Source organism: Enterobacter sp. BNK-18 (assembly GCF_047456135.1).
GTDB classification, from domain to species: Bacteria; Pseudomonadota; Gammaproteobacteria; order Enterobacterales; family Enterobacteriaceae; genus Enterobacter; species Enterobacter ludwigii.
The window spans coordinates 3,110,352-3,135,440 of record NZ_CP179899.1 but is presented as its reverse complement, the minus strand read 5'-3'; the positions used below and the strand labels follow the sequence as shown (position 1 = coordinate 3,135,440).

Below are 25,089 nucleotides of genomic sequence, written 5' to 3'. Positions count from 1 at the left end.
CTTGCATTCTTGCTGATTAGCAATCATTATCATTTAAAATTAATTTAGATATATCGTATTCACCTGAGAAGGGTCTCACCATGACATCCACCCGTTACCCACAACGTGTTCGTAATGATCTCCGTTTTCGCAAGCTGGACGTGCTTCGCGTTGAGCGTGTCAGCGCAGGTTTCCAGCGCATTGTTTTAGGCGGCGAGGCGCTGGAGGGCTTTAGCTCTCGCGGTTTCGACGACCACACAAAAGTGTTTTTCCCGGCCCCGGGGGCGACCTTTGTACCACCGGTTGTTACCGATGAAGGTATCGACTGGGGCGACGGTGTGCGTCCGCAGGCGCGAGACTATACGCCCCTGTACGATGCCGAACGGCATGAGCTGGTGCTCGATTTCTTCATACACGATGGCGGCGTTGCCAGCCACTGGGCGACAGAGGCAAAAGTGGGTGACACGCTCACGATTGGCGGCCCGCGCGGTTCGCTGGTTGTGCCGGAAGATTATGCCTGGCAACTGTACGTGTGCGATGAATCCGGCATGCCCGCGCTGCGTCGTCGCCTGGAAAGCATCGCAACACTGCCGGTTCGCCCGGACATTCATGCGGTGGTGACGGTCGGAGATGCGTCGTATCAGGACTATCTGGCCCATCTGAGCGCGTTCAACATCACCTGGGTTGTCGGCCACAGCGAACAGGCGGTGGCCGAGCGTCTGGCGGCGTTGACGGTGCCTGCGGAAGATTATTTTATCTGGCTGACCGGGGAAGGGAAGGTGGTGAAAAACCTGAGCCGTCAGTTTGAAACCGACGCAATCGACCAGCAGCTGGTGCGTGCCAGTGCATACTGGCACGCTAAATAATCAGGCTGCGGACTCCAGCTGCGCTTCGCTCACCTGATGTTCGAGCGAGGCGCGAACGTCGTGCAGCGCCTTCTCCTGCTGGGCAAAGTAGGCTTCCATATTGCTTAGCGACGAGACCAGCAGCCAGGACTCCTCTTTCTCCAGCTCCGCCAGCTCGTTCACTAACGTGTCAATCTGCTCGCGAACCTGCGCCATTTTTTTGCGGATACGTTCCAGATCGTTCAGCCTGTCGCTGGCCATCAGCGGCTCAAAGCCCTGCTGCAGACGTGCCACCAGCGAACGAATGGCTTTAACGTCACCACGCTGTTTGGCCTGGTTGAGTTGCACCATCATCGCGTTGGCTTCTTCTTTCAGATCGTCAGCGACCAGGTCCGGATGGCAGAGCTTGCTCGCCTGACGCCAGAGACGCTTCAGTTCGTTCTGATCTTCCTCGGAGAGGTTCTTGCCTTTACGCAGACGCATTTCGGCATCGTGATGCTGCTCGCGGTATTTCTCGTACTCTTCATTGGCCTCGTCGCGCGCCTGACGTGCAGGCTCTTCTTCGCGCGTTAAGCCACTCTCCAGCTCCAGCGCTTCGGCCAGCAGGTTAGCAATCAGATTGCTTTGCTGCTGCAGTTGCTTACGCGCCTCGGCAGCCTGTACGGAATCCGCAGGCAGATCGCGCCAGCGCTGGGTCAGCATCGCCAGCACCTCCACCGCCTGCGCCATATAGCGCTGGCAGCGACGGTAATCTTCCTCACGTCGACGCGCCTCCGCCTGCTGACGTCGCAGGTTCAGCTCCGCCAGCGTTTTACGCAGGGCGAGGATCTGCTGCATCAGCGGTCCGAGGCGGGAGAAATAGAGATCGTTGAATTCATCGAGCTGTTGCACGCGGGCATTGCGACGGTCAATCAAATCCCTGAGGCGCTCTTCCAGCGCTTTTAGCTCCATCTTGCTGGCCGCCACCTGCGGGTCACGCCATTGCGTCATGGCGCGCTGGCCCTGTAGCCAGGCAGCGATCGCCGCCATGGCAACGGTATAGTTTTTCTGCTCAAGCGCCGCGACGATTGCCTGTAGCTCATCGTCAAACGCTTCATTTTTCAGCCGTGTCAGCTGGCTCTGGATGATGTCGTCGTCTTCCAGTTCAATCGCATTTTTTATGATTTCTAGCCGTTTGATCGGTGTGCTCATGATGCCTTTCGCTTTGGCGCTTAAGTATTTGAGTTAAGGTTAATTGTTGTAAACGCTACAGGAAATAATACACACGGATGATGATCGGCGCGATGGGGGATTTCTTTAGTTTTTAGGGTTTGTGAAGAAGAGTGGCACGAACAGGAAGCCGAAAGGCTGGCGGGGGAGCGTTGGCCCCGGTTCTTGTTCTGCCAGTCCTGAAGGAATACCTAAGGCTGAATGCCCTGCATAGCGAAATCGAATGATGCCATACGAACCATACGTACCATACGACCCGCCATCAGTTCACCTCGCTGTAGATGCCCACCACACGGCCCTGTGTTTTTATCTCATCGATACCGCATTCAAAGGGGACTTTGCCGCCCGCGACGTGGAGTTTTTTCCCCGGCAGCAGGGTTAAATCACGAAGACTGATAGTGCCTTCAATCTCAACCAGCCATAGCCCGTCGGTTAATGACGCCCCTTTTTCAACAAAGTGGAGCTTTGCCTCAGACCGGACTGCGATACCGCGAGTGAGCGGTTTGCTAAAGAGATGTGAATCGATACTCAAAGTGGAATTTTCTTCCAGCTGACCATCACTGAGAGTGAATGTAACAACAGCAACGGGATCGCCAGGTGCAGGGTTACCTTCAAACTGGGCACCTTGTCCGGTCATCAACCAGCGCAGGCTGGCCCCTGTGTCCAGTGCACACTGTACCGCGAAGTCGTAGGAGATGGTGCCGCGCGCGTAGCGGTTCTGAAGGGAACTGGCGGCAATATTGAAGTGCCGCGCAAGAATGCCAAGTCCACCGTGGCCGCCATGCTGGCTAACTGGTTTCTGGTGATGGAGAAGGGCCAGCAGGATATCTACACGGCTGCGGTGAGCCGGGATCAGGCCCGAATCGTGTTCGACGATGCCCGCCAGATGTGCCTGCTGTCAAAACCGCTAAAAAAGCGCGTCAGTATTCAGGCGCATAAGGTCATTTTCCCGAAGAGCAACAGCCTGTTAAAGCCGCTGGCGGCAAAACGGCCACCATTGAGGGGACTAACCCCAGCTTGGCGATTGTCGATGAATACCACCTTCACCCGGATAACGGCGTTTATTCCGCGCTTGAGCTGGGTATCAAACCCAACAAGAAGAAGTCTTCCAACAAGATTGACCCAGCAGTATCAGCGCTAATGGCAATTGGAACATTTCAGGCTGAGCATGAGGATTTTGTATTTGAGACGAGTGTGAGCCATAAAAAAAGGTTGGCGAGATTTAACGGTATCTGATAGATGATAAAACGACAAATACAACGTACTATCGGACCATGGGCGTGATTATTTTGGCGTCCGCTAGAACCAATTTTGGAAGGAAGTGACTAAGCATGAAATGAGCTTGTTGATAATATTTTTATGAAAAAAATACCAAAAATCAATGTATTAAATGGTTAATGAATCAGGCACACGATGTGTGCCTGATTATATCAGTTAGTTTGTCTAATTAATCTTCTCGAACGGAGCCTTTTAGCGCCGCCGTAACTACTAGATAAGTAATTTATTGGCCGTTTAAGAACTTCGATTGATTTTCTTAATTCAGAAAGATTTATATCTGTCGAAAGCTCCAATTCAAGCACTGTTGTTTCCAGATCCTTTAGTCTATCCACGGCATCACTAATGACGTCTGGCAATTCTCCTGAAAGATCTTTATTACCATTGGTTAAAATATAATCTAAATAATCTTTAGGTAAAATTGCTTCAGGAGAGCGCAACAGTTGATGATTGGTTCGGCTAAGATCTAATAATTCTTCAAAGATTTTAGAGAATCTCTCTAGATCTGCTGATTTTTCTGTGCCTTGTTTAGTTGCTGGCTGCTCAACTACCTCTTGAGGAATATCCTTCAAATTTTGCTCTAAATTTGGCCACCAAACTTCAAATATCTTACTTAACCTCTCATTATCAAGGGCCTGCTCACCACAGGAGGTGTTGATGGACATCATCAGTTTATAGATGTCATCTTTTTCATGCCGAGTTGACTGATATTGTAAGAGTGGTCCATTGACATCTGATGGATTCATTCGAAATAGAAAAGGGCTGACCTTGCTTTTATCAACACTTTTTCCTAATGCACCAGCTTCAAAATTGATCCATGGTGCGTGAATATTCTGTTTTGTAAGACAAATAATACCATAAGATGATTTATCAAGTTCTGTCGCTATGTCACTGGACCATCTGGTCCCTTTGTCAATATCTTCTGAAGAAACATAAGGCTCAACGGCTTGAATAACACTAGGTATCCAGCCCCTTAACACTTTTGCAACACGATGACTTGTATCGCCAGACCAACTTATGAATACGTTCATCAAGAATCCTGCTTTTGTAAAATTGGGAGGTGTGTAGCAATGGCAAGGATATTTACAAAGATACTCCTGATTACTTAACTACGGTATCCTATAGGTATCCTATAGGTATCCTGGCTGAAGTGTCACTTAAAGAATTTTTCTGTAACTCATTGAAAAATTTGGTGGCCCCTGCTGGACTTGAACCAGCGACCAAGCGATTATGAGAACCATAACAGGCAAAGTAAAAACAATAAGTTAGCGTAAAATCAGTTACTTAAAAAACCAATGTCCACCTATATATGCCAATATCATTAAGTTGTTGCGACACTCTTGCGACACTTTTAGATTGCCTTGCTTTCAAGCGATATCGTGTAGTGATAATTGATTTCTGGTATTAATTCAAGATTGTTATATTTGAATATACAGACTGAACCGTCTCTTAAAGATAAGGCAAATGCTTTGTCAGATACAGAAGATATATATCGAAACTGTGTTCCAGGTGTTGATTTACATTGAGTGTCTGATTTAACTATGAAGGTATTTTTACCTTGTTTAATCTTTTGGGAGTTTATCACGCCCCAAAAATAGCTCGTTACAGGGACAATGCACAAGCAAAATATTACTAATCTCCTGTATTTAATGTTTGAAAAGAACGAAGTGTTTTCAATGATTATATAAATAATAAAGAAGGTTAACGGAATAGGTACGCCGATTTTTAATACATCTAACCAAGGGAAATCTTCTGATGATGGGCGGGGAGGTATTGTTTTAAAACTATAGATAGCTCCTATGACTCCTATTATAGCAAATATAAAACTAGCTATAAGACTAGACATCAGCTTAACTTTTTCATAGTTTTTTATGTATGAGGACAGATACGCATCTATAATTTCTTCAATTCTTGTTTTTAGCCTAATCCAAACTTCAGCGACTATAACGGCCAAAACCACTATAACAAAAGGAATAGTCAGGTTATAAATAATCGAAGGGATCAAGTCTGTTAAAGAGGCGAATTGCAAGATGTCAATGTCAAATGCCGTCCAAAATGTCCATGAGTAAATAAAAGAATTTCCTAAAGCATACGCGCATGCAAGCGCCCATAATGTTATTTTTAGTTCTATATTCATAATCTTTTTACCAAAGGATTGAGTAATAGAGCTTCTTCTAAATGATTTGGGGCAAAATGAGCATATCCAACCTGGCGAACAGCTGCAACAGCAGCGTGCGGAAGTGTCGCAGCGCGTTACCCAGGCGGGTGACTGGGTGAGGCAGACAGACCAGACGATCAGTGAAACTTCTATGGCACGCGTGGTTCAGGCCGATACAGAACAGCGGGAGCTGGTCAGCCGCGAAACCACGGTTAAGGCCACGGATAAAATTACCGTGCTGGGCACGTCCACACTGCTGGCCGGAGCCATTCAGCAGGTATGCACGGGTGATTACAGCCAGGCAGTAAATAACCGCGTGGCGAGTATCGGCGGCAATGATGAAACGGACATTGCCGGGAGCCAGACCATCACAACGGGTAAAGACCTGATCGAGAAAATCGGCCAGATACGTAAAAGCGTGGCGGCAGTACAACAGCAGATTATTGCCCCGGTAGTGTGGATTGGCTCTGGCACAATCAACGTGGCGCAGCTGATGCTCGACACGCTCGACGTGGTGAAAGAGCTGGCAGAGCAAACGGCAAGCCACACGCACAGCAATACGGGAGCACCGACCAACGCGGAAGCCATCCGGAACACCGGAACAAAAGCGGACACGCTGAACGGCAAATACTCCCCGGTGATTGGCAAGTAAACCTGTCCAGAACATTACCCGCGAAAGCGGGTTTTTTTATGCCCTTCATCCCCTGCCGGGGATATCTCTTTTCTTTCCTCACAAGCGGCTATCGCTGCGCGCTGCCAGCGGCGCTGTACCGCGTTCAGTCTTTTGAGGCGCTCAGAGCCACCCTTAAAACAGATCGTGCGCACAGCAGAGCGCTGGCGCGTCACAGCATGGCAAAAAAAATCTTTCGCAGACCAAAATCGCACCCGCCTGCGGTTTTTGGATCATAAAAATTTTTCAGTTTTATTTTTCTACAAACCAGACCGCCAGACCGCGCCAGTGCTGGCGGCTTTGCGTAAAGCCAGAACTGAAAAGATTGAAAAGAATTTCAGTGTTTTTCAGTTTTATGGATCTGCGGAGGATCTAACGAAAACGCAACCAACAGATAAGTAAGGGAATTTTCTATTTTATGTGAGGAAGGAAGATCAAGTGGCGCGATAGGCGGCAGACAAAGAAAAACCTGCAAAGCCGTGGTTGGTGCGGGTTTGAACCGAGATCAGCATTTTAAAAAGACTGAAAAAATTTTCAGTATTATTCGAACCAAATTGTGTGTAATTCATTCAGCAATGCCCGATGGTAATCAAGATTCAATGCTAATTTTCATTACACGATAGCAAGCCACATCTTTATGAAATCGTATTCAGATTACAACCTGATTGAGAGTTTAATATACTATTTCTAATTAGTGCCTTCGCGCTGTAAATTAATACTATCTTTGGGAATTTTGGTTACGGTAAATGCAAATTATTAAAAAATGGTGGGCAGTACTTGCTGTAGTGGCATCTTCTTTGTTCATGGTGGCAACTATGGACTCCAAGCAACTCATTGATAATTATAATCTTGCTAAAGAATGGGTTATGTCTAGTCCGACACTTGAAGGCTCATGGTCCTCCTCTTATCCAGGAGAAGATTTTGAAGGCTTGTCTGAAAATAAGTGGATTGAATCGCCAGAGCAAATAGTTGTTGAAGTTTCTATAAACGGACGTGATGTTTCCGGAATCATATCAACGCCTCAGATTAGAGAGTTCATCGATAATACCCCTCAAATGGTAGATTATTTTATGCTTGAAGGCCATCGAACATTGTTCAGCCACTCCTTTGAAGCAAGAGCCTTTGAATACATTGGCGGTCACAAATATATTTTTGCGGAATTAAGTTTTACCCTGGAAGATGGGCGGCTTTTGATGGCTGATCAAAGTCCCGGAAAGAGTAAATTTGTGCCCCCAGAAACTACACTCCTAAAGCGGTCAGAAACATCATTTGACGAGCGCTTGCAACCTCATCTTGACAACTATGCAGAAGAAAAGGCGAAAAAGCTCATTCCGATGATTAAAAAGCTTCAGCAGGAAAATCAGAGGAATGGTGATAGAGGCGCTGATAGATGAGCTTGTAATAGCAACTGCTGCGACACTTTTGCGACACTCAAACATCAATAAACAAAAAGGCCACTCGCGAGAGTGGCCTAACTGTATGTATTTACTGCTTAAATTTGGTGGCCCCTGCTGGACTTGAACCAGCGACCAAGCGATTATGAGTCGCCTGCTCTAACCACTGAGCTAAGGGGCCGTGGCGGTGAATTATAGAGGAACTCCCTTCAGCAATCCAGCCATTCACACCTGCCTGCTGTTTTTATAAACAATGCATAATCAATCCTTTATACTTCCATAAGGATGTATCAATGGGAGTAGAGATGATCAACGATATTCTGGCCCCGGGCTTGCGGGTGGTGTTTTGCGGGATTAACCCGGGGAAGTCCTCGGCGCACACCGGTTTTCACTTTGCCCATCCGGGGAATCGCTTCTGGAAGGTTATCTATCAGGCCGGGTTTACCGACAGGCTACTGAAGCCTGAAGAGGAGCAGCACCTGCTGGATACGCGCTGCGGGATAACCATGCTGGTTGAACGGCCCACGGTTCAGGCGAGTGAGGTGAACCTGCATGAACTGCGCAGCGGTGGGCGGGAGCTGATTAAGAAGATTGAAGATTATCAGCCGGCAGCGCTGGCCATCCTGGGTAAGCAGGCTTACGAACAGGCGTTCAGTCAGCGCGGTGCGCAGTGGGGCAAACAGGCCATCACCATTGGCGTCACGCAGGTGTGGGTGCTGCCGAACCCGAGCGGGCTTAACAGAGCAACGCTGGATAAGCTGGTGGAGGCGTATCGGGAACTGGATGAGGCCCTGGTTGTGCGTGGGCTCTAGGGCGGTGTTTCCTTGTCCCTGAGGGGCGGAGAAAATGCAAAAAAGCTCCCCAAAGGGAGCTTTTTCACTGACAGGATCGATTAATCGTCCAGGAAGCTACGCAGTACTTCAGAGCGGCTTGGATGGCGCAGTTTACGCAGCGCCTTCGCTTCGATCTGACGGATACGTTCGCGGGTAACGTCGAACTGTTTACCCACTTCTTCCAGCGTATGGTCGGTGTTCATATCGATACCGAAACGCATACGCAGCACTTTTGCTTCACGGGCGGTCAGGCCAGCCAGAACGTCGTGTGTTGCAGCACGCAGGCTCTCGGTCGTCGCAGAGTCCAGCGGCAGCTCGAGGGTGGTATCCTCGATGAAATCACCCAGATGCGAATCTTCATCATCACCGATTGGTGTTTCCATGGAGATTGGCTCTTTGGCGATCTTCAGCACTTTACGGATCTTGTCTTCCGGCATCAGCATGCGCTCAGCCAGCTCTTCCGGCGTTGGCTCGCGGCCCATCTCCTGCAGCATCTGGCGGGAGATACGGTTGAGCTTGTTGATGGTCTCAATCATATGCACCGGAATACGGATGGTGCGCGCCTGATCCGCGATAGAGCGGGTGATAGCCTGACGGATCCACCAGGTAGCATAGGTGGAGAACTTATAACCACGACGGTATTCAAACTTATCAACCGCTTTCATCAGACCGATATTGCCTTCCTGAATCAGATCCAGGAACTGCAGGCCACGGTTGGTGTACTTCTTGGCGATAGAGATAACCAGACGCAGGTTCGCTTCAACCATCTCTTTCTTCGCACGGCGGGCTTTCGCTTCACCGATGGACATACGACGGTTGATGTCTTTAACCTGCTCAATGGTCAGGCCGGTCTCTTCTTCAATCTGATGCAGTTTCTGCAGGCCGCGGAACACGTCTTCTTTCACGTCGTGCAGTTTTTCAGACCACGGCTTGTTCATCGCGATAGCCGCGTTGAACCAGGTTTCGCTGGTTTCGTTGCCGGTGAAGAGGGTGATGAAGTTCTTCTTCGGCATTTTGCACTGCTCAACGCACAGTTTCATGATGATGCGTTCCTGGGTACGTACGCGATCCATCATCACGCGCATGCTGTTAACCAGGTAGTCGAACTGTTTAGGCACCAGACGGAACTGTTTGAAGACTTCAGACAGTTTCAGGATCTCTTCCTGTGCGGCTGCGTGGCTGCGACCTTTTGCTTTGATGGTGTCACGCGTGACTTCGTACTGGGTACGCAGCTCGGCAAACTTCTCGCGCGCCAGTTCCGGGTCGATGCTGTTGTCATCATCGGCGGTGTCGTCGTCGGCATCTTCCTCATCTTCGTCTTCGTCATCATCCATCTCTTCCTGAGACAGTTCAGAACCCACGTGAGTGGCGGTCGGTGCCATATCTTCTTCAGCGTTCGGGTCGACAAAACCGGTGATCAGGTCAGACAGGCGCGCTTCTTCCGCTTCAACACGATCGTACTGCTCCAGCAGATAGGTGATCGCTTCCGGGTATTCGGCAACAGAGCACTGAACCTGGTTGATACCGTCTTCGATGCGTTTCGCGATGTCAATTTCGCCTTCGCGGGTCAACAGTTCAACGGTACCCATTTCGCGCATGTACATGCGGACCGGGTCAGTGGTACGCCCGATTTCAGATTCCACGCTGGACAGGACCTGTGCAGCAGCTTCTTCCGCATCTTCGTCAGTGTTGTTGGAGGTTTCAGCCAGCAACAGATCATCGGCATCAGGTGCTTCTTCCATCACCTGAATACCCATGTCATTGATCATTTGGATGATGTCTTCGATTTGATCTGAATCGACGATATCTTCCGGCAGATGGTCATTGACCTCGGCATAGGTCAGATAGCCTTGCTCCTTACCGCGTTGGACAAGAAGTTTCAGCTGTGACTGCGGGTTTTGCTCCATAAGACGGTATCCACACTTAATTCGTTTGATTGGTGTCGGCGATGGGGCTGCCAACCTTTAAAGCGAGGGCGTACTTATATTTGTGCCGCTGCCTCTCAGTGCGGCTGCCGGGGGCTTCCCGATCGATATTCGGCACTTAAGCCGTTGAATTCATTTTTTTGCCAGCTCCTGGTTCAGCATCCAGAGTTCCCGGCGTTCTTCGCTGCTTAAGCCGTGTGTGCGCTCGCGAGCTATCAACTCTTCCTGGCGCAGCTCAAGCATCGAATCAAACATATGGTTGAGTGAGTCGGTGAACGTTTTTTCTGCAATGTCCTTATCTGCTATATCGTCCCACATCGACAGTTTTTCAAGGGTAGCAGCCTCTTTTGTGCCGCGATAATGTTCTAAAAGTTGTCCGGTGGTCAGACCTGGCTGAGACAAACAAGTGTTGACCAATTCTGAAAATAAGCCAAGCCCGGGCAATTTTTCGTGGTTCAAACCCGCCAGCGATGGCACTTGCGGAGCAAGTTCGGGGTTTTGAACCAGTAACCCTATCAGTATACGCATGGTTGTGCGTTTTAGCTGAGGCGCGGGACGAACCGCACCGTTTTCAGACTGTTTAGGCATTAAACGTTCAAGCTGGCTGTCATCCAGAATGCCGAGCTTGTTGCCTAGCTCCTGACGCAGATAGATGCGCAGCGTTTCGCCGGGCACCTGACTGATTAACGGCAGCGCCAGCGTGCTGAGCTGCGCGCGCCCGTCAGGGGTACTCAAATCGACCTGCGGCATCAGGCTGTTAAACAAAAACGTGGAGAGCGGCTGAGCCTGCTCCATCCGCGCTTCAAACGCCGCTTTGCCCTCTTTACGCACCAGCGTATCCGGGTCTTCACCGTCGGGCAGGAACATAAAGCGTAACTGACGCCCGTCGGTCATATAAGGCAGTGCGGTTTCCAGCGCACGCCAGGCGGCGTCGCGCCCTGCACGGTCACCGTCGTAACAGCAGATGACATTGTTAGTCACCCTGTACAGCAGCTGAATGTGATCGGCTGTGGTCGAGGTGCCCAGAGATGCAACCGCATAGTTGATGTCATACTGCGCCAGCGCGACGACATCCATATAGCCTTCGACGACCAGAAGGCGCGGAGGTTCCGCGTTATCCTTCAGCGCCTCATAAAGACCGTAAAGCTGGCGGCCTTTATGAAAAATATCGGTCTCCGGGGAGTTGAGGTACTTCGGCAGGGCATCACCCAGCACGCGACCACCAAAACCAATCACCCGGCCACGCTTGTCGCGGATCGGGAACATCACCCGTTCGCGGAAGCGGTCGTAGCTTCGTCCCTGGTCATTGGTGACCAGCATGCCGGCATCGATAAGAGACTTACGATCTTCGCTATTGCCGCCAAAACGCTTTAACACGTTGTCCCAGCCGGGCGGGGCGTAACCAATAGCGAAACGCGCAATCACATCGTCACTCAGTCCGCGCGCTGTCAGGTACTGACGCGCAGGCTCAGCAGCAGCGTGCTTAAGAGACTGTTGATAAAACGAGTTCAGACCATCCATCAGTTGGTACAGCGTCTGCCGTTGATGGCGCTCGATCTGGCTTGGCCCACTGCCTGCTTCATACGGCACTTCAAGGTTGTGCATCGCCGCCAGCTCTTCGACGGTTTCAACGAACTCGAGCTTGTCGTAGTTCATTAAAAAATCGACAGCATTACCGTGAGCACCACAGCCGAAGCAATGGTAAAACTGCTTTTCACCGTTTACGGTGAAGGAGGGGGTTTTTTCGTTATGGAAAGGACAGCACGCATGGTAGTTCTTGCCCTGCTTTTTCAGCTTTACCCGCGCGTCGATGAGATCGACGATGTCGGTTCTGGCTAGCAGGTCATTGATGAATACGCGTGGGATTCGTCCGGCCATATGCCCCAAAAATTTTAGTAACTCATAAACGAAAACAAGCCGCGCATTCCTTCCGGAAGCACGGCCTTACGACTACAACTCTGTCTGTCATTGAGGGCTGAGGCCCTCAACTGATTAGTACAGACGAGTACGGCGTGCGTTTTCGCGAGCCAGTTTCTTCGCGTGACGTTTCACAGCAGAAGCTTTAGCGCGCTTACGTTCGGTCGTTGGTTTTTCATAGAACTCACGACGACGAACTTCAGCCAGAACACCTGCTTTCTCGCATGAACGTTTGAAGCGACGCAGTGCAACGTCGAACGGCTCGTTTTCACGTACTTTAATTACCGGCATGTAACTCTCACCTTTGATAAATTCGGTTTGCCGCTGGCATCAACGCCAGCTTATTTCAAAATGGTGCGGAATTTTACTGCAAATGCTGCTGCTTTGTAAAGCACCGACGCGTTTTTGAAAGGGACTTTAATAAGGGTGAGGAGTATACACGAGGCTTCTTCCTGGGGCGAACAAAGTTTTACATCAATCCGCATTGGCCCTACACTGCGCGGTATTGAAACGAGGTAAAACAAGTCATGCGTGTACTGGGTATTGAAACATCCTGCGATGAGACCGGCATCGCCATTTACGACGACGAAAAAGGGCTTCTTGCCAACCAACTGTATAGTCAGGTGAAATTACACGCTGACTACGGCGGCGTCGTGCCTGAACTGGCTTCTCGTGACCACGTGCGTAAAACGGTTCCCCTGATTCAGGCGGCGCTGAAAGAAGCCGGGTTGAGCTCTACTGATATTGATGCTGTAGCGTATACCGCAGGCCCGGGCCTGGTGGGTGCGCTGCTGGTCGGCGCAACGGTGGGCCGTTCGCTGGCATTCGCGTGGGATGTGCCGGCCATTCCGGTTCACCATATGGAAGGGCATCTTCTGGCGCCGATGCTGGAAGATAATCCGCCTGCGTTTCCTTTTGTGGCGCTGCTGGTTTCAGGTGGCCATACCCAGCTGATTAGCGTAACGGGGATTGGCAAGTATGAGCTGCTCGGCGAGTCCATTGACGACGCAGCCGGTGAGGCCTTCGACAAAACGGCCAAACTGCTGGGTCTGGATTATCCTGGCGGTCCGATGCTCTCGAAAATGGCATCGCAGGGCACGGAAGGGCGTTTCGTCTTCCCGCGTCCGATGACTGACCGTCCAGGGCTGGATTTCAGCTTTTCCGGTCTGAAAACCTTCGCGGCCAATACCATTCGCAATAATGACGATAGCGAGCAGACCCGTGCTGATATCGCCCGTGCGTTCGAAGACGCGGTGGTCGATACCCTGATGATCAAATGCAAACGCGCACTGGAAAAGACCGGCTTTAAGCGTCTGGTGATGGCCGGGGGCGTCAGCGCCAACCGCACGCTGCGTGCAAAACTCGCGCAGATGATGCAAAAGCGTGGTGGGGAAGTATTTTATGCCCGTCCGGAATTCTGTACCGATAACGGGGCGATGATCGCCTACGCGGGTATGGTACGTCTGAACGCTGGCGCGACCGCCGATCTGAGCGTCTCTGTACGTCCACGCTGGCCGCTGGCGGAGTTGCCGGAGGCGTAATGTCTGACCCTCTCCCGCCAGGGAGAGGGGAGTTATACGGTTACACCCGCAACATCCCTTTCTCTTCCAGAAATGTCACGATCGTCGCCAGTCCGTCGCCCGCCTTCAGATTGGTGAAGGTCCACGGGCGCTCGCCGCGCATGCGGTTGGTGTCACGCTCCATCACCTCCAGTGAGGCCCCCACATAGGGTGCCAGGTCGGTTTTGTTGATCACCAGAAAATCGGATTTGGTTATCCCTGGGCCGCCCTTACGCGGGATCTTCTCCCCTTCAGCGACGTCAATCACATAGATTGTCAGGTCAGCCAGCTCCGGGCTGAAGGTGGCGCTCAGGTTGTCACCGCCGCTTTCAACGAAGATCAGGTCCAGATTGCCGAACTTTTCGCTTAACGCTTCCACTGCCGCCAGGTTCATTGAGGCATCTTCGCGGATTGCGGTATGCGGGCAACCGCCCGTCTCCACGCCCACGATGCGCTCTGGCTCAAGGGCCCCCGCTTCGGTGAGAATGCGCTGATCCTCTTTGGTGTAGATATCGTTGGTCACCACTGCCAGGTGATAGGTGTCGCGCATTGCTTTGCAGAGTGCTTCCAGTAACGCGGTTTTGCCCGACCCCACCGGGCCGCCCACGCCCACGCGCAGGGGATGTTTGTAATCAGCCATGTTGTCTCCTCAGGAACGGAATAATCGTGAATATTGTGTTTCGTGGCGCGCAGAGGCGATGGCCGACAGCGGCGTTGCCGCACCCAGCGCGTCGTCGCCACGCAAAAAAGCCGGTTCAAGCCCGGCGGCAAAGTGGTCGCTCAGGTCGATAATCAGCTGCTGCGCCGTCTGTTGCCCGAACGGCACCAGCTTGACGCCCGCCATGACCGCGCTCTCAATCCAGCTGTAGCCCAGGCTCAGGGCCAGCTCATGGGCGCTAATGCCCCAGCGTACTCCCAGCCACGCCATCCCGCTGAGCTGGCTTTGCATAAACAGCGTCCGCCACTCTGCCGGACAGTCCGGCTCCCAGCTTTTGAGCAGGCGCGTAAAGGCCGCCCCGCGGTTGCGTTCCTCATCACGCAGTTCACGCGTTTCCCGGCAGGCGAGAAGGTAGGCCGTCCAGCGTGTTGCCGTCGCCAAATCGTTTTGCTCGCACGCCCGATAAAGTCGGGAAAACAGCGGCAGATCGACACAGAACAAGCTCTGCTCCATCTGCAGGATCTGCCAGTTTTTGAACGCCTCAGCATCGGGGACCCAGCCTGCTTCTACGGCCCACTCCAGCCCCTGCGACCAGGTGAATGACCCGACCGGAAGGCTGCTGCTGGAGAGCTGCATCAGGCGCAGCCGCTGGCGGACGTGCTCCATCAGCCCATCAGCGCCAGCAGCGCAGAGACAATCAGCCCGCCACCAAAGGTTTTACGTAACCCGTCGTGACGGCGCAGCAGTAACCCGGCGGCGAAGCTGGCGCACAGCACCGTGGCACTGGCAAACATAAAGCCGCTGGTGAAGAGCCAGAAGTTGTGGCCAGACATCTCTACCCCGTGCGCCCAGCCGTGGAACATTGCCAGCGCCGGCACGGCCAACAGCAGGCGATTTTCGGTTTTAAACATCATCGCGCCGCAGACCGCCAGCGAGGCGATAATCAGCATTTCCATGCCGCTAAAGCCGCCAAGCAGGCTGCCTGCAACGGCCCCGGCCAGCATCATGCCGAGAGTGGCAAGAGGCAGCAGCAGCTTGCGCCCGCTCAGGGCCGAAAGTACGCCCGCACCGGTTAGCATCAGCAGATGATCAAGACCCGTCAGCGGATGGAAAAAACCGGCCTGAAAGCTGTCTGTGCCGTGTCCGGGATGCGCCAGGGCAGGAAGAGAAAAGGCCAGCAGTAGCAGAGGTAAAAACGTACGCATGATGAATCCTTAATGTGAATGAGCGTGAGAGTGACTATGGCTATGGCTGTGGGCATCGCTGGTATACGCCCCTGCTTCCGGTTCAAACGGGAGGGTGGCAAATGTCACCTCGAGCCCGAACTGGCGCAGCATGTCATCGAGCACATGATCGTGGTGGTAGCGCAGCTCGCCGGGCATGATCTGCAGCGGCACGTGGCGGTTGCCGAGGTGGTAGCAGGCGCGGGCGAGCAGGAACGGATCGTCGCAGCGCACCACGGAGACCGATTCCGGCGCGGCGATCACCTCGATCACCTCGCTGCCGTCGTCAGTGGTCAGCAGATCTCCCCCGCGCAGCAGCAGGCCGCGCGGCAGCATCAGCCCGGCTTCGCGGCCGTCATTCAGCGCCACGCGGGCACGGCTTTTTACCCGGACATCAATCGGCAGCGTGACGCTGGCGGTTATCGGATGGGCATGGTCAAGGCGTTGGGTCAGGTAGATCATCGTCACTCCTTAAAACAGGAAATAGCGTTGGGCCATCGGCAGAACGTCTGCCGGCTCGCTGGTAATGAGCTCGCCATCAACGCGAACCTCGTAAGTTTGTGCGTCAACGGTGATGTTGGGCTGCAGACTGTTGTGGATCATGTCGGCCTTTTTCACCGTGCGGCAGCCTTTTACGACGGCTATGCCGCTCTGCAGGCTGAGCTGGTGCGAAATGCCCTTCGCATCGGCAGCCTGGGAGACAAACGTCAGCCGTGTCGCATGGCGTGCGGCACCCAGCGTGCCAAACATCGGACGGTAATGGACCGGTTGCGGCGTTGGGATAGAGGCGTTGATATCCCCCATCGGCGCGCAGGCGATCATCCCGCCTTTCACAATGGTGGCGGGTTTGACGCCAAAGAACGCGGGGGACCAGACCACTAAATCCGCCAGTTTCCCGGCCTCAATCGAGCCCACTTCATGAGCAATCCCGTGGGTCAGCGCCGGGTTAATGGTGTATTTGGCGATATAGCGTTTCACGCGGAAGTTATCGTTGTTCCCGGTCTCTTCCGGCAGTGCGCCGCGCTGAACCTTCATACGGTGCGCCACCTGCCAGGTACGAATAATCACTTCGCCGACGCGACCCATTGCCTGGGAGTCGGACGAGGTCAGCGAGAAGGCACCAATATCGTGAAGGACATCTTCCGCAGCGATGGTCTCCCGGCGAATGCGTGATTCAGCAAAGGCCACGTCCTCGGCGATATCCGGGTCGAGGTGGTGACACACCATCAGCATGTCGAGATGCTCGTCGATGGTATTCACCGTGTAGGGCAGCGTCGGGTTAGTGGAGGAGGGCAGAATATTCGGGTGCGCGCAGGCGGTAATAATATCCGGTGCATGTCCGCCGCCCGCCCCTTCCGTATGGAAGGTGTGAATGGTCCGCCCGCCGATAGCCGCCAGCGTGTCCTCAACAAACCCGGATTCGTTCAGCGTGTCGCTGTGCAGCGCCACCTGAATATCCATCTCCTCCGCCACCGCCAGTGAGCAGTTGATGGCGGCAGGCGTCGCGCCCCAGTCTTCGTGGATCTTCAGCCCGATGGCGCCCGCTGCGATCTGCTCGCGCAGGGCATCAGGGTTGGAACCGTTACCTTTGCCAAGCAGGCCGATATTCACCGGTAGTGTATCGGCCGCCTGCAACATCCGCGCGATATACCAGGGCCCTGGCGTACAGGTCGTGGCGTTGGTGCCTGCCGCTGGGCCCGTGCCCCCGCCAATCATGGTGGTGACGCCAGAGACCAGCGCCTCTTCCGCCTGCTGCGGGCAGATCCAGTGGATGTGCGTGTCGATCCCGCCGGCGGTGACAATTTTCCCCTCGGCGGCGATCACTTCTGTCGCTGCGCCAATTGGGATCGTGACCCCGGGCTGTATATCCGGGTTACCGGCTTTACCCACGGCAAAGATCCGTCCGTTTTTTACGCCAATATCGGCTTTAACGATCCCCCAGTGATCGATAATCAACGCGTTGGTCAGCACCAGATCCACGCAGCCGTCGGATGTCATCTGCCCCTGGCCCATACCGTCGCGGATCACCTTCCCGCCGCCGAATTTGACCTCTTCGCCGTAGACCGTGAGATCGTTTTCCACTTCTATCCACAGCTCGCTGTCGGCCAGACGCACTTTATCGCCAGTGGTGGGGCCGAACATATCGGCGTAGGCCTGGCGTGAAATTTCAGCCATTTTTCACCTCTCCCATCACCTCGCCGCGAAAGCCGAAAATACGCTGCGCGCCGCTGACCTGAACCAGCGTCACCTCGCGCTTCTGTCCGGGTTCGAAACGCACGGCGGTGCCTGCCGGAATATTCAGCCGATAGCCTTTGGTGGCTTCCCGGTCGAATTTCAGCGCCGGGTTAATCTCATAAAAGTGGTAGTGCGATCCCACCTGGATCGGCCTGTCGCCATGGTTTTCGACGATCACGTTTTGCGTGTCTCGCCCAACGTTGATCGCAATGTTTCCGGATTGGATCTGGTATTCGCCTGGGATCATCACGCGCTCCTTATACGATCGGGTTATGGACGGTGACGAGCTTTGATCCGTCCGGGAACGTCGCTTCCACCTGAATGTCGGGGATCATCTCCGGTACGCCTTCCATCACCTGGTCGCGCGTCAGGACGTGACGGCCCGCTTCCATCAGTGAGGCGACGGTTTCGCCATCGCGGGCGCCTTCCATAATAAACGCGCTGATCAGCGCGACTGATTCCGGGTAATTCAGTTTTACCCCGCGCGCAAGGCGGCGTTCGGCAACCAGCGCAGCGGTAAACAGCAACAGCTTGTCTTTTTCTCTGGGGGTCAGTTCCATAACGTTTCTCTTATGTCTGCCAGATACGCGGCGAACAGGCGGTTTTGGGGGTTAAAAGCGGGCGAAGCGACTGCCAGATATCGCGCATCACCCGCTGGCAAATCAGGTTGTCGTGGGAGAGAAAACGCACCGACAGCAGATCGTCTGTGAGCGTTGCCCCGGCAAAGTTGCTCAGCGGCGTCAGCAGCTCGCGCACCGTTTCGAGGTGCGCTTCCCTGGCCGGAAAGAACAGCAGCGTGCCGACCCACGGGAGACCTGCAACGGGCGTGAGATCGCCATTGCTGAGGTGCTGACGTTCAATCAGCCGTGGCTCATCGTCGACCCAGATCTCAAGGCGGCTTTCCAGCGTGCCGTGGCTGAAGGTTTCGCCGATCACCGGGCGACCCAGACAGTACAATTCCCACGCCAGCAGCGTACTGGAAGCCTTCAGATGAAAAACGGAACGCAGGGCGGCATTCGCACCGGGAAAGATAATGGTGTCCTGCGGCAGCCACTCCAGCGTAGCCTCATCGTCGAGCCAGAAGTGCTGATTGAGACAGGCCTGCGGGCCGCTGCTGCGATAGAACTTGCTCGCGCCGGGCATGGTGATCAGCGCATGGCTTTTCGCGTCCAGATGCACCGAAATATCCAGCGTATCGCCGCCGACTATCCCGCCTGGCGGGTGCAGTAAATACAGGTGACAGGTGTCGCCTTCGGGATAAAAAGGTCGCTGTACGGTGAGGGGCCCGATGTGATGAGCAGCGTGCAGGAGGGTTTTCTCAGGGGTGTAACAAAACTGCAGGGCAAGCGATGCCTGCCAGCCTTTGTAAGAATTATCAGTGACCTGAGCTGCTAACATGCTGCATCCATCTGCTCATCATCGGGAGACGTTTCAGTATGCCCTGGCAGAAATGAAGGCTGTCATATGAGTCGCTTATGGATAAAAAAACCGGCTCAAGGAGCCGGTTGAGAAGGTTATCGATAATCCTCTGCATCCACATCATAGCCGGACGGTTCCCAGCGGATCGCCAGCAGCGCAGCCAGCCCGATAAACGGTGCCAGGGCGATCACCCAGAACACGGCGGTATCAAGAGAGGCCACCAGCAGAGGGAACAGAAACAGCGAGAGCGTAGAACTGCTGCGCATCAGCGTCTGGTTAAGGCCCACGCCCACGCCGCGCAGAGAGGTGGGATAGCTCAGGGACGCAAACGTCATGGTATGGGCACCGGGCCCAAATCCCTGACCGAACAGGAACAGCGCCAGCATCGCGACGGCGATAACGCCTTCCGATACGCCTTCCGGACGACCAATCAGCGCCAGCCCCAGCAGAGCAACAAGCTGACAGGCGTAGCCCGCCAGTGACATCCGCCACGCGCCGAAGCGCGGAACATAGCGTACTGCCAGCAATCCGCCGACGAAGGCAAACAGCAGGTTTAGCACCAGTGAGATCAGAATAGTGGTCAGCATCGACTGCACAAAGAAGCTGGAGATAATGACCGGCAGACCAAATGCGACGGCGTTATAGGCGAAAGACGACACCACCGAGAGCAGGGTAGCGAGCGTGGTACGTCGCAAATAGACGCCACGGAACAGGTTCAGATAGTTTGCCCACTTCGCCTTGTTGACCACCGGTGCCGGTTGGTTAAGCGCATCCTGCGGCACGTGGGCGTTGATGTTATACGATTGCCGCAAGATAGCGGCCGCCTCTTTCAGGTTACCCTGATTCGCCGCCCAGACCGGGGACTCGCTCATGTAGCGGCTACGAATGGCGATAATCACCAGCGCAGGCACTGCGCCAAACCCCAGGATTAAGCGCCACAGCCAGTCGCTGTGACTTTCTGGCAGTACGGCGTAGAAGAATAACACCAACAGGTAAGAGATGCTGATTGCGGCATACCAGGTTGGACACCACATTGCGACGCTGGAGGCCTTGTTTCCGGGGCCTTTGAGCCTGGCGAACTCGCTAAGAAACGCCATCGCCACCGGCAGATCGATCCCCACGCCGAGGCCCATCACAAAGCGTGCGCCCGCCAGCGCATATTCGTTCGGTGCCAGTGCACAGGCGATGGCCGCTACCACGAAGAACAGCATGTCGGCCATAAAGACGCGGTAGCGTCCGATCTTGTCCGTGAGGTAGCCACCCAGTAGCGCCCCGACAATCGCACCAAAGGTAATGGCCGAGGCCACCATGCCGGTACCGGCAGGGGTGAGATTAAATTCGCGGGTGATGTCTTTGATGCCGAACGCCAGCGCACCAAGGTCGTACGCATCGAGGAAAATACCGCCCAGCGCGATACCGACTACGATGCGGGCGTTGGCCCGACCCTGAGAACCGTCGTTGACCAGACGTGAAACGTCAGAGGCGTTACGTACCCACTTGATGTCGCCATCAGGCGAATGTCCTGCTGTTGAAAGGGGAGTTGTGTCTGTAATGTCTGCCATTTTCGTTTTGTGTGGTTGTGTTGTGTCATTAACAGTTACCACAGGCAGAGGGTGACCAAAATCACATTTGGTTATAAGGCATAACTAACCCCTTACGGGGCGTCTTTTTTCTTTCTCTTGAGCTTCGACCAGATTTTGGTCTCCTGGCGACGCCACAGGCGCTGAATATTATCGTGATGACGCAGCAGGATGAGGCAGGAGAGCATTGACACCGGGAAGGTGAACTGCGGTTTGAACCACCAGACATAGAATGGTGCAATCAGCGCGCTGACGATGGCGCCCAGTGACGAGTAACCGCTCAGAAGAATGGTCAGTAGCCAGGTGCCGGCCATCACGCCGGTTAAGTCCCAGCCGATTGGGGCAATAGCACCAAAGGCGGTTGCGACGCCTTTACCGCCTTTAAAACCAAAGAATACAGGCCAGATATGGCCGACACAGGCGGCGATAGCAATGAGCCCCAGCCAGAACGGCGTTACGCCCAGCGCATACGCTCCCCAGACGGGTAACATTCCTTTCAGAACATCAAAAATCAATACCGCTACGGCTGCTCCCTTGCCGCCAATTCGTAGTACATTGGTCGCCCCCGGATTCCCGGAACCACTTTCGCGCGGGTCAGGTAACCCGGCAATGCGGCAGACCAGAATGGCGCTGGAGATTGAGCCGCAAAGGTAGGCGAGGAGGATCATTCCAGGCGCGATTGCACTCATAACGCTGTTCCGTTTTGAAAATGTATCTGTATTCTCAGCATCTGTGGATAATACGCATAATTCGCCGGAAGTGGTATCCGGTTTAGCCAAAAAGCAGGCAGGTCGTGATGGATATTGTATTTATAGAGCAACTTTCGGTAATCACCACTATTGGTGTTTACGACTGGGAACAGACCATTGAACAGAAACTCGTGTTCGATATCGAAATGGGCTGGGATAACCGCAAGTCAGCAAAAAGCGACGACGTGAATGACTGTCTGAGCTACGCCGATATCAGTGAAACGGTCGTGGGCCACGTCGAAGGGCAACGTTTTGCGCTGGTGGAGCGTGTGGCAGAAGAGGTGGCCGAGCTGCTGCTGAGCAAGTTCAACGCACCGTGGGTACGCATCAAATTGAGCAAACCGGGCGCCGTGGCGCGTGCCGCTAACGTCGGCGTGATCATTGAGCGTGGCACAAATCTGAAAGGGAAGATTTAACGTCATAATAGCTAAACCATTTTAGGTTATACCGGTCTTAAAGCTGTATCTTTCACGGTTGTCCGCGTGGGACACCGTTTTTTTTATATCTTTTTAGGGGTTTATAGATGAGCGATATGCACTCGCTGCTGGTGGCGGCAATACTGGGTGTGGTCGAAGGATTGACGGAGTTTTTGCCGGTTTCCAGTACGGGCCATATGATTATCGTTGGCCATCTGCTGGGCTTTGAAGGCGATACCGCAAAGACGTTTGAAGTTGTCATTCAGTTGGGGTCTATTCTGGCGGTCGTTGTGATGTTCTGGCGTCGTCTGTTCGGGCTTATCGGTATCCACTTTGGCCGTCTTCCTCAGCGCGAGGGTGAAAGCAAAGGTCGCCTGACGCTTATCCATATTCTGCTTGGCATGGTTCCGGCAGTGGTTCTGGGCCTGGTTTTCCACGACACCATTAAATCGCTGTTTAACCCGATTAACGTCATGTATGCGCTGGTCGTCGGCGGTTTCCTGCTGATCGCGGCAGAACTGCTGAAGCCGAAAACGCCACGCGCGGAAGGTCTGGATGACATGACCTACCGTCAGGCGTTTATCATTGGTTGTTTCCAGTGTCTGGCGCTGTGGCCGGGCTTTTCACGCTCAGGCGCGACCATCTCTGGCGGGATGCTGATGGGCGTTAGCCGCTATGCTGCGTCGGAGTTCTCGTTCCTGCTGGCGGTGCCGATGATGATGGGCGCGACCGCACTCGACGTCTATAAAAGCATTGGCTTCCTCACCACGGGTGACATTCCGATGTTCGCCGTGGGCTTTGTCACCGCCTTTATCGTGGCGCTGATCGCCATCAAAACCTTCCTGCAGTTGATTAAGCGTATCTCGTTTATTCCGTTCGCGATCTATCGCTTTATCGTGGCGGCTGCGGTTTACGTGGTCTTCTTCTGACCGACGGCCCTCAGTCTTTAGGCTGAGGGCAATGCTTTTCCTTCCAGTCCGTCACCGCCTGAATTCGACGTTTCGTCAGCTCTTCCCGGATTTCCGGTCCCTTGAAGCCCGCCTCAACAACCGCTTTAGTCGGTACCGCTTTTGCCACTTCCCACGCTGCGCGTAACAGCCGTCCCTGCGGATAATCGCAGGCTTCAAAACCGGTGCGGCCACGTACGTCGGCTTCGCTGGTCAACGCGATCTGCTCGACGCGCTGGGGTTTGCGCCATGCGTCGATGTTATCAAACAGCTTAACGATGGTGGCCGGTTTGAGGATCGGGAAGGTGTGGATCAGGTCGTGAAATTCCGCCACCAGTCTGGCGAGATCGCGGATCTCGTTGGGTACCCGCAGGCGCTGGCAAAGCCCTTCGACCAGCTTCACCCCGGCAGGACCGTGGCCATGGTGGCGCGGCCACATGGCTTTTGGCGTTAATCCTTTGCCGAGATCGTGGCACAGCGTTGAAAAACGCACATCCACCTCGGGGCTGAGCATGGCAGCCATACTCAGGGTCATAAGGGTATGCACGCCGGTATCGATTTCCGGGTGCCATTTCGCCGGGGCGGGCACGCCGAACAGCGCGTCAATTTCCGGGAACAGCACTTTCAGTGCACCACAGTCACGCAGCACCTGGAAAAAGACCTGCGGGTTGCGGGTAGTAAGGGCGTTTTCCGTCTCTTTCCAGACGCGCTCTGGCGTGAGGTGGGCCAGTTCGCCCGCCTCGGTCATGGCGGTCATCAGTGCCAGGGTCTCATCGGCAATGCGGAAGCTCAGATGCGCGTAACGCGCCGCAAAGCGCGCCACGCGCAACACGCGGAGCGGATCTTCAGAAAACGCCGGGGAGACGTGACGCAGCAGTCGATTACGCAGATCGTCCTGACCGCCATACGCGTCAATGATCTGGCCGTCTTCGTCCTGCGCCAGCGCGTTGATGGTGAGATCGCGACGCAGGAGATCTTGCTCCAGCGTGACGTCCGGTGCGGCATAGCAGGTGAAGCCGGTATAACCCGAACCAGATTTCCGTTCGGTACGCGCAAGGGCGTACTCCTCACGGCTTTGCGGGTGCAGAAACACAGGAAAATCGCGGCCTACCTGCTGGTAGCCCGCGTTAAGCATCTCTTCAGGTGTGGCTCCCACCACCACCCAGTCTTTATCTTTGACCGGCAGACCTAACAACGCATCACGTACCGCACCACCGACCAGATAACTCTTCACGCCCTGTACTCCCGTTTTCTCTTTTCGCAAGATAATACGTAAGTCTGGCAGAGAAGACGAATTAGTTCATCCAGCGGTCTTTACGCTTACGGCTTGGGATCAGGTGAGGAAGCACCAGACCCAGCACCAGGCCAACGCCCAGCACACCGCCACCGTACATAAACCACTGCATGATGATGGTACGTTGTTTGTCATCAAGTTGCAGATTGGCGGCGTTCACCTTCTTCTGCGCGACAATCAGCTCGTTTTTCAGTTTCTGATTCTCATCTTTCAGACCGTTAATCACGCTGTCGCTCTGGGCCACTTTCTGCTGCATTTCCGCGGTACGCTGGTTCCAGGTACCGTCGATATTGTTCAGCTTGTCGGTCAGCGTTTTCACCTGATTTTCCAGATCCGGCACGCGGGTGCGCAGGCTTGGCACCGCGCTCAGCTCTTTCAGTGGGATCCAGGACGTGCGGCCGGTACTGTCGCGAACCTGACCATAATTGGTCTCCGCGTTGGTCTGTAACAGCGTCACTTCCTCGCCGGCATTGACCGTACCCACGAGGCGATAATTATCTCCAGGGCCACTGCGTACCCAGGTGTTCAGTTCGTCAGAAACGTAACGCTTCTCTTCAGCGTGCACGGCGGTTGCGGCGCTAAAAGCGAGGAAAGTAAGTCCAATCAGGCGTAATTTAAGCATCATTAGTCGTTATTTTCATAAATAGTGGAACGATAGTAGTGGCAACAGTGTCTCTACGCAAAGCATTCGTCAGCAATCAGAATCATCTGTGTCACGACCCTAAACATTTACGCCCGTCAAATTGCTCATTGCGTGGCAATTTGGCGCAAAATACTATGTACTGACAAACAAATGGCGAGGAA

26 protein-coding genes, 1 tRNA gene and 3 pseudogenes are annotated in these 25,089 nt (G+C 53.8%); 9 read left to right on the top strand and 21 right to left on the bottom strand.

Annotation, left to right across the window (positions count from 1 at the left end; translation table 11 throughout):
- Positions 1 to 80 precede the first annotated feature (80 nt).
- Positions 81 to 845 carry a siderophore-interacting protein gene (locus ACMGG3_RS15065; protein ID WP_032680231.1) on the top strand — a complete coding sequence of 255 codons (765 nt, stop codon included), beginning with the start codon at positions 81 to 83 and terminating at the stop codon, positions 843 to 845.
- Here ACMGG3_RS15065 and ACMGG3_RS15060 read toward each other — a convergent pair whose 3' ends face one another.
- Both ACMGG3_RS15060 and ACMGG3_RS15055 read right to left on the bottom strand, forming a co-directional pair.
- Entirely contained in the window at positions 846 to 2,015 is a 1,170-nt protein-coding gene (locus tag ACMGG3_RS15060) for a DNA repair protein (RefSeq protein ID WP_047956131.1), read from the bottom strand.
- 280 nt (positions 2,016 to 2,295) lie between these two features.
- Positions 2,296 to 2,790: pseudogene (locus ACMGG3_RS15055) on the bottom strand (helix-turn-helix domain-containing protein); the annotation flags it as partial.
- Between ACMGG3_RS15055 and ACMGG3_RS15050 the strand changes: the two are divergent.
- Positions 2,770 to 3,119: pseudogene (locus tag ACMGG3_RS15050) on the top strand (terminase large subunit domain-containing protein); the annotation flags it as partial. The pseudogenes ACMGG3_RS15055 and ACMGG3_RS15050 overlap by 21 nt on opposite strands.
- A gap of 344 nt (positions 3,120 to 3,463) precedes the next feature.
- Here the strand turns inward: ACMGG3_RS15050 and ACMGG3_RS15045 are convergent.
- Together ACMGG3_RS15045 and ACMGG3_RS15040 are read right to left on the bottom strand one after the other, a co-directional pair.
- Complete coding sequence (locus ACMGG3_RS15045; RefSeq protein ID WP_414149288.1) at positions 3,464 to 4,339, bottom strand: hypothetical protein; 876 nt, start codon at positions 4,337 to 4,339, stop codon at positions 3,464 to 3,466.
- Between the two features lie 320 nt (positions 4,340 to 4,659).
- A complete protein-coding gene (locus tag ACMGG3_RS15040; protein ID WP_032680234.1) occupies positions 4,660 to 5,445 on the bottom strand; it encodes a hypothetical protein in 786 nt (261 codons plus the stop codon).
- Positions 5,446 to 5,509: 64 nt separating this feature from the next.
- On the opposite strand from ACMGG3_RS15040, the pseudogene ACMGG3_RS15035 reads away from it, so the two are divergent.
- Both ACMGG3_RS15035 and ACMGG3_RS15030 read left to right on the top strand, forming a co-directional pair.
- Positions 5,510 to 6,118, top strand: a pseudogene (locus ACMGG3_RS15035) (hypothetical protein); the annotation flags it as partial.
- Positions 6,119 to 6,283: 165 nt separating this feature from the next.
- Entirely contained in the window at positions 6,284 to 6,538 is a 255-nt protein-coding gene (locus ACMGG3_RS15030; RefSeq protein ID WP_414149287.1) for a hypothetical protein, read from the top strand.
- 32 nt (positions 6,539 to 6,570) lie between these two features.
- Here ACMGG3_RS15030 and ACMGG3_RS15025 read toward each other — a convergent pair whose 3' ends face one another.
- Positions 6,571 to 6,705 (bottom strand): hypothetical protein, encoded by a 135-nt coding sequence (locus tag ACMGG3_RS15025; RefSeq protein ID WP_255320647.1) that lies wholly within the window; start codon positions 6,703 to 6,705, stop codon positions 6,571 to 6,573.
- A 177-nt stretch (positions 6,706 to 6,882) separates the two neighbouring features.
- Here ACMGG3_RS15025 and ACMGG3_RS15020 point away from each other — a divergent pair, with 177 nt between their 5' ends.
- Complete coding sequence (locus ACMGG3_RS15020; protein ID WP_155962748.1) at positions 6,883 to 7,530, top strand: hypothetical protein; 648 nt, start codon at positions 6,883 to 6,885, stop codon at positions 7,528 to 7,530.
- A gap of 105 nt (positions 7,531 to 7,635) precedes the next feature.
- Here ACMGG3_RS15020 and ACMGG3_RS15015 read toward each other — a convergent pair.
- Positions 7,636 to 7,711, bottom strand: a tRNA-Ile gene (locus ACMGG3_RS15015).
- Between the two features lie 124 nt (positions 7,712 to 7,835).
- On the opposite strand from ACMGG3_RS15015, the gene mug reads away from it, so the two are divergent.
- Complete coding sequence (gene mug, locus ACMGG3_RS15010; RefSeq protein ID WP_025202984.1) at positions 7,836 to 8,342, top strand: G/U mismatch-specific DNA glycosylase; 507 nt, start codon at positions 7,836 to 7,838, stop codon at positions 8,340 to 8,342.
- Between the two features lie 80 nt (positions 8,343 to 8,422).
- Here mug and rpoD read toward each other — a convergent pair whose 3' ends face one another.
- The 3 genes from rpoD to rpsU all read right to left on the bottom strand — a co-directional run bounded on the left by rpoD (position 8,423) and on the right by rpsU (position 12,496).
- Complete coding sequence (gene rpoD, locus ACMGG3_RS15005; protein WP_020883616.1) at positions 8,423 to 10,270, bottom strand: RNA polymerase sigma factor RpoD; 1,848 nt, start codon at positions 10,268 to 10,270, stop codon at positions 8,423 to 8,425.
- A gap of 150 nt (positions 10,271 to 10,420) precedes the next feature.
- Positions 10,421 to 12,166, bottom strand: a complete 1,746-nt coding sequence (gene dnaG, locus ACMGG3_RS15000) for a DNA primase (protein WP_025202985.1) — start codon at positions 12,164 to 12,166, stop codon at positions 10,421 to 10,423.
- A 114-nt stretch (positions 12,167 to 12,280) separates the two neighbouring features.
- Positions 12,281 to 12,496 carry a 30S ribosomal protein S21 gene (rpsU, locus tag ACMGG3_RS14995; protein ID WP_001144069.1) on the bottom strand — a complete coding sequence of 72 codons (216 nt, stop codon included), beginning with the start codon at positions 12,494 to 12,496 and terminating at the stop codon, positions 12,281 to 12,283.
- Positions 12,497 to 12,732: 236 nt separating this feature from the next.
- Here rpsU and tsaD point away from each other — a divergent pair, with 236 nt between their 5' ends.
- Positions 12,733 to 13,746 (top strand): tRNA (adenosine(37)-N6)-threonylcarbamoyltransferase complex transferase subunit TsaD, encoded by a 1,014-nt coding sequence (gene tsaD / locus ACMGG3_RS14990; RefSeq protein ID WP_020883618.1) that lies wholly within the window; start codon positions 12,733 to 12,735, stop codon positions 13,744 to 13,746.
- Positions 13,747 to 13,786: 40 nt separating this feature from the next.
- Here the strand turns inward: tsaD and ureG are convergent, their stop codons facing one another.
- From ureG to plsY, 10 genes are all read right to left on the bottom strand, one after another.
- Entirely contained in the window at positions 13,787 to 14,404 is a 618-nt protein-coding gene (gene ureG, locus ACMGG3_RS14985) for an urease accessory protein UreG (RefSeq protein ID WP_014171666.1), read from the bottom strand.
- Positions 14,405 to 14,413: 9 nt separating this feature from the next.
- Entirely contained in the window at positions 14,414 to 15,088 is a 675-nt protein-coding gene (locus tag ACMGG3_RS14980) for an urease accessory protein UreF (RefSeq protein ID WP_414149286.1), read from the bottom strand.
- Positions 15,088 to 15,627, bottom strand: a complete 540-nt coding sequence (locus ACMGG3_RS14975; RefSeq protein WP_032680263.1) for a HupE/UreJ family protein — start codon at positions 15,625 to 15,627, stop codon at positions 15,088 to 15,090. Before ACMGG3_RS14975 ends, ACMGG3_RS14980 begins: the two co-directional genes overlap by 1 nt.
- A 9-nt stretch (positions 15,628 to 15,636) precedes the next feature.
- Positions 15,637 to 16,107 (bottom strand): urease accessory protein UreE, encoded by a 471-nt coding sequence (ureE, locus tag ACMGG3_RS14970; protein ID WP_050737305.1) that lies wholly within the window; start codon positions 16,105 to 16,107, stop codon positions 15,637 to 15,639.
- A gap of 9 nt (positions 16,108 to 16,116) precedes the next feature.
- Positions 16,117 to 17,820 (bottom strand): urease subunit alpha, encoded by a 1,704-nt coding sequence (ureC, locus tag ACMGG3_RS14965; protein ID WP_151711718.1) that lies wholly within the window; start codon positions 17,818 to 17,820, stop codon positions 16,117 to 16,119.
- Positions 17,813 to 18,127 carry an urease subunit beta gene (locus ACMGG3_RS14960; protein ID WP_020883624.1) on the bottom strand — a complete coding sequence of 105 codons (315 nt, stop codon included), beginning with the start codon at positions 18,125 to 18,127 and terminating at the stop codon, positions 17,813 to 17,815. The genes ureC and ACMGG3_RS14960 overlap by 8 nt, the downstream gene beginning before the upstream one ends.
- A 10-nt stretch (positions 18,128 to 18,137) precedes the next feature.
- Positions 18,138 to 18,440, bottom strand: a complete 303-nt coding sequence (locus tag ACMGG3_RS14955) for an urease subunit gamma (RefSeq protein WP_003862556.1) — start codon at positions 18,438 to 18,440, stop codon at positions 18,138 to 18,140.
- A gap of 10 nt (positions 18,441 to 18,450) precedes the next feature.
- Positions 18,451 to 19,278, bottom strand: a complete 828-nt coding sequence (locus ACMGG3_RS14950) for an urease accessory protein UreD (RefSeq protein WP_414149285.1) — start codon at positions 19,276 to 19,278, stop codon at positions 18,451 to 18,453.
- A gap of 116 nt (positions 19,279 to 19,394) precedes the next feature.
- Positions 19,395 to 20,861 (bottom strand): MFS transporter, encoded by a 1,467-nt coding sequence (locus ACMGG3_RS14945; RefSeq protein WP_041162858.1) that lies wholly within the window; start codon positions 20,859 to 20,861, stop codon positions 19,395 to 19,397.
- Positions 20,862 to 20,953: 92 nt separating this feature from the next.
- Complete coding sequence (plsY, locus tag ACMGG3_RS14940; RefSeq protein WP_020883628.1) at positions 20,954 to 21,568, bottom strand: glycerol-3-phosphate 1-O-acyltransferase PlsY; 615 nt, start codon at positions 21,566 to 21,568, stop codon at positions 20,954 to 20,956.
- Between the two features lie 107 nt (positions 21,569 to 21,675).
- Between plsY and folB the strand changes: the two genes are divergently transcribed.
- Entirely contained in the window at positions 21,676 to 22,044 is a 369-nt protein-coding gene (folB, locus tag ACMGG3_RS14935; protein WP_020883629.1) for a bifunctional dihydroneopterin aldolase/7,8-dihydroneopterin epimerase, read from the top strand.
- Between the two features lie 107 nt (positions 22,045 to 22,151).
- Positions 22,152 to 22,973: an undecaprenyl-diphosphate phosphatase gene (bacA, locus tag ACMGG3_RS14930; RefSeq protein WP_014171656.1), complete on the top strand. Its 822-nt coding sequence runs from the start codon at positions 22,152 to 22,154 to the stop codon at positions 22,971 to 22,973.
- 10 nt (positions 22,974 to 22,983) lie between these two features.
- On the opposite strand, the gene ACMGG3_RS14925 is transcribed toward bacA, so the two are convergent.
- Complete coding sequence (locus ACMGG3_RS14925; protein WP_020883630.1) at positions 22,984 to 24,225, bottom strand: multifunctional CCA addition/repair protein; 1,242 nt, start codon at positions 24,223 to 24,225, stop codon at positions 22,984 to 22,986.
- Between the two features lie 61 nt (positions 24,226 to 24,286).
- Positions 24,287 to 24,907, bottom strand: a complete 621-nt coding sequence (locus ACMGG3_RS14920) for a TIGR04211 family SH3 domain-containing protein (RefSeq protein ID WP_025203004.1) — start codon at positions 24,905 to 24,907, stop codon at positions 24,287 to 24,289.
- Positions 24,908 to 25,089: the final 182 nt, after the last annotated feature.

Bases quoted from the DNA above. Each gene is read 5' to 3' on its own strand.
- rpoD (WP_020883616.1), bottom strand. From the start codon at position 10,270: ATGGAGCAAAACCCGCAGTCACAGCTGAAACTTCTTGTCCAACGCGGT.
- ACMGG3_RS14975 (WP_032680263.1), bottom strand. From the start codon at position 15,627: ATGCGTACGTTTTTACCTCTGCTACTGCTGGCCTTTTCTCTTCCTGCC.
- ACMGG3_RS14945 (WP_041162858.1), bottom strand. From the start codon at position 20,861: ATGGCAGACATTACAGACACAACTCCCCTTTCAACAGCAGGACATTCG.
- ACMGG3_RS14960 (WP_020883624.1), bottom strand. From the start codon at position 18,127: ATGATCCCAGGCGAATACCAGATCCAATCCGGAAACATTGCGATCAAC.
- ACMGG3_RS14920 (WP_025203004.1), bottom strand. From the start codon at position 24,907: ATGCTTAAATTACGCCTGATTGGACTTACTTTCCTCGCTTTTAGCGCC.
- ACMGG3_RS15065 (WP_032680231.1), top strand. From the start codon at position 81: ATGACATCCACCCGTTACCCACAACGTGTTCGTAATGATCTCCGTTTT.
- folB (WP_020883629.1), top strand. From the start codon at position 21,676: ATGGATATTGTATTTATAGAGCAACTTTCGGTAATCACCACTATTGGT.
- dnaG (WP_025202985.1), bottom strand. From the start codon at position 12,166: ATGGCCGGACGAATCCCACGCGTATTCATCAATGACCTGCTAGCCAGA.
- ACMGG3_RS14980 (WP_414149286.1), bottom strand. From the start codon at position 15,088: ATGGAGCACGTCCGCCAGCGGCTGCGCCTGATGCAGCTCTCCAGCAGC.
- ureG (WP_014171666.1), bottom strand. From the start codon at position 14,404: ATGGCTGATTACAAACATCCCCTGCGCGTGGGCGTGGGCGGCCCGGTG.
- ureE (WP_050737305.1), bottom strand. From the start codon at position 16,107: ATGATCTACCTGACCCAACGCCTTGACCATGCCCATCCGATAACCGCC.
- mug (WP_025202984.1), top strand. From the start codon at position 7,836: ATGATCAACGATATTCTGGCCCCGGGCTTGCGGGTGGTGTTTTGCGGG.
- ACMGG3_RS15060 (WP_047956131.1), bottom strand. From the start codon at position 2,015: ATGAGCACACCGATCAAACGGCTAGAAATCATAAAAAATGCGATTGAA.
- ACMGG3_RS14955 (WP_003862556.1), bottom strand. From the start codon at position 18,440: ATGGAACTGACCCCCAGAGAAAAAGACAAGCTGTTGCTGTTTACCGCT.
- ACMGG3_RS15045 (WP_414149288.1), bottom strand. From the start codon at position 4,339: ATGAACGTATTCATAAGTTGGTCTGGCGATACAAGTCATCGTGTTGCA.
- ACMGG3_RS15020 (WP_155962748.1), top strand. From the start codon at position 6,883: ATGCAAATTATTAAAAAATGGTGGGCAGTACTTGCTGTAGTGGCATCT.
- plsY (WP_020883628.1), bottom strand. From the start codon at position 21,568: ATGAGTGCAATCGCGCCTGGAATGATCCTCCTCGCCTACCTTTGCGGC.
- tsaD (WP_020883618.1), top strand. From the start codon at position 12,733: ATGCGTGTACTGGGTATTGAAACATCCTGCGATGAGACCGGCATCGCC.
- ACMGG3_RS15025 (WP_255320647.1), bottom strand. From the start codon at position 6,705: ATGAATTACACACAATTTGGTTCGAATAATACTGAAAATTTTTTCAGT.
- bacA (WP_014171656.1), top strand. From the start codon at position 22,152: ATGAGCGATATGCACTCGCTGCTGGTGGCGGCAATACTGGGTGTGGTC.
- ACMGG3_RS14950 (WP_414149285.1), bottom strand. From the start codon at position 19,278: ATGTTAGCAGCTCAGGTCACTGATAATTCTTACAAAGGCTGGCAGGCA.
- rpsU (WP_001144069.1), bottom strand. From the start codon at position 12,496: ATGCCGGTAATTAAAGTACGTGAAAACGAGCCGTTCGACGTTGCACTG.
- ACMGG3_RS15040 (WP_032680234.1), bottom strand. From the start codon at position 5,445: ATGAATATAGAACTAAAAATAACATTATGGGCGCTTGCATGCGCGTAT.
- ureC (WP_151711718.1), bottom strand. From the start codon at position 17,820: ATGGCTGAAATTTCACGCCAGGCCTACGCCGATATGTTCGGCCCCACC.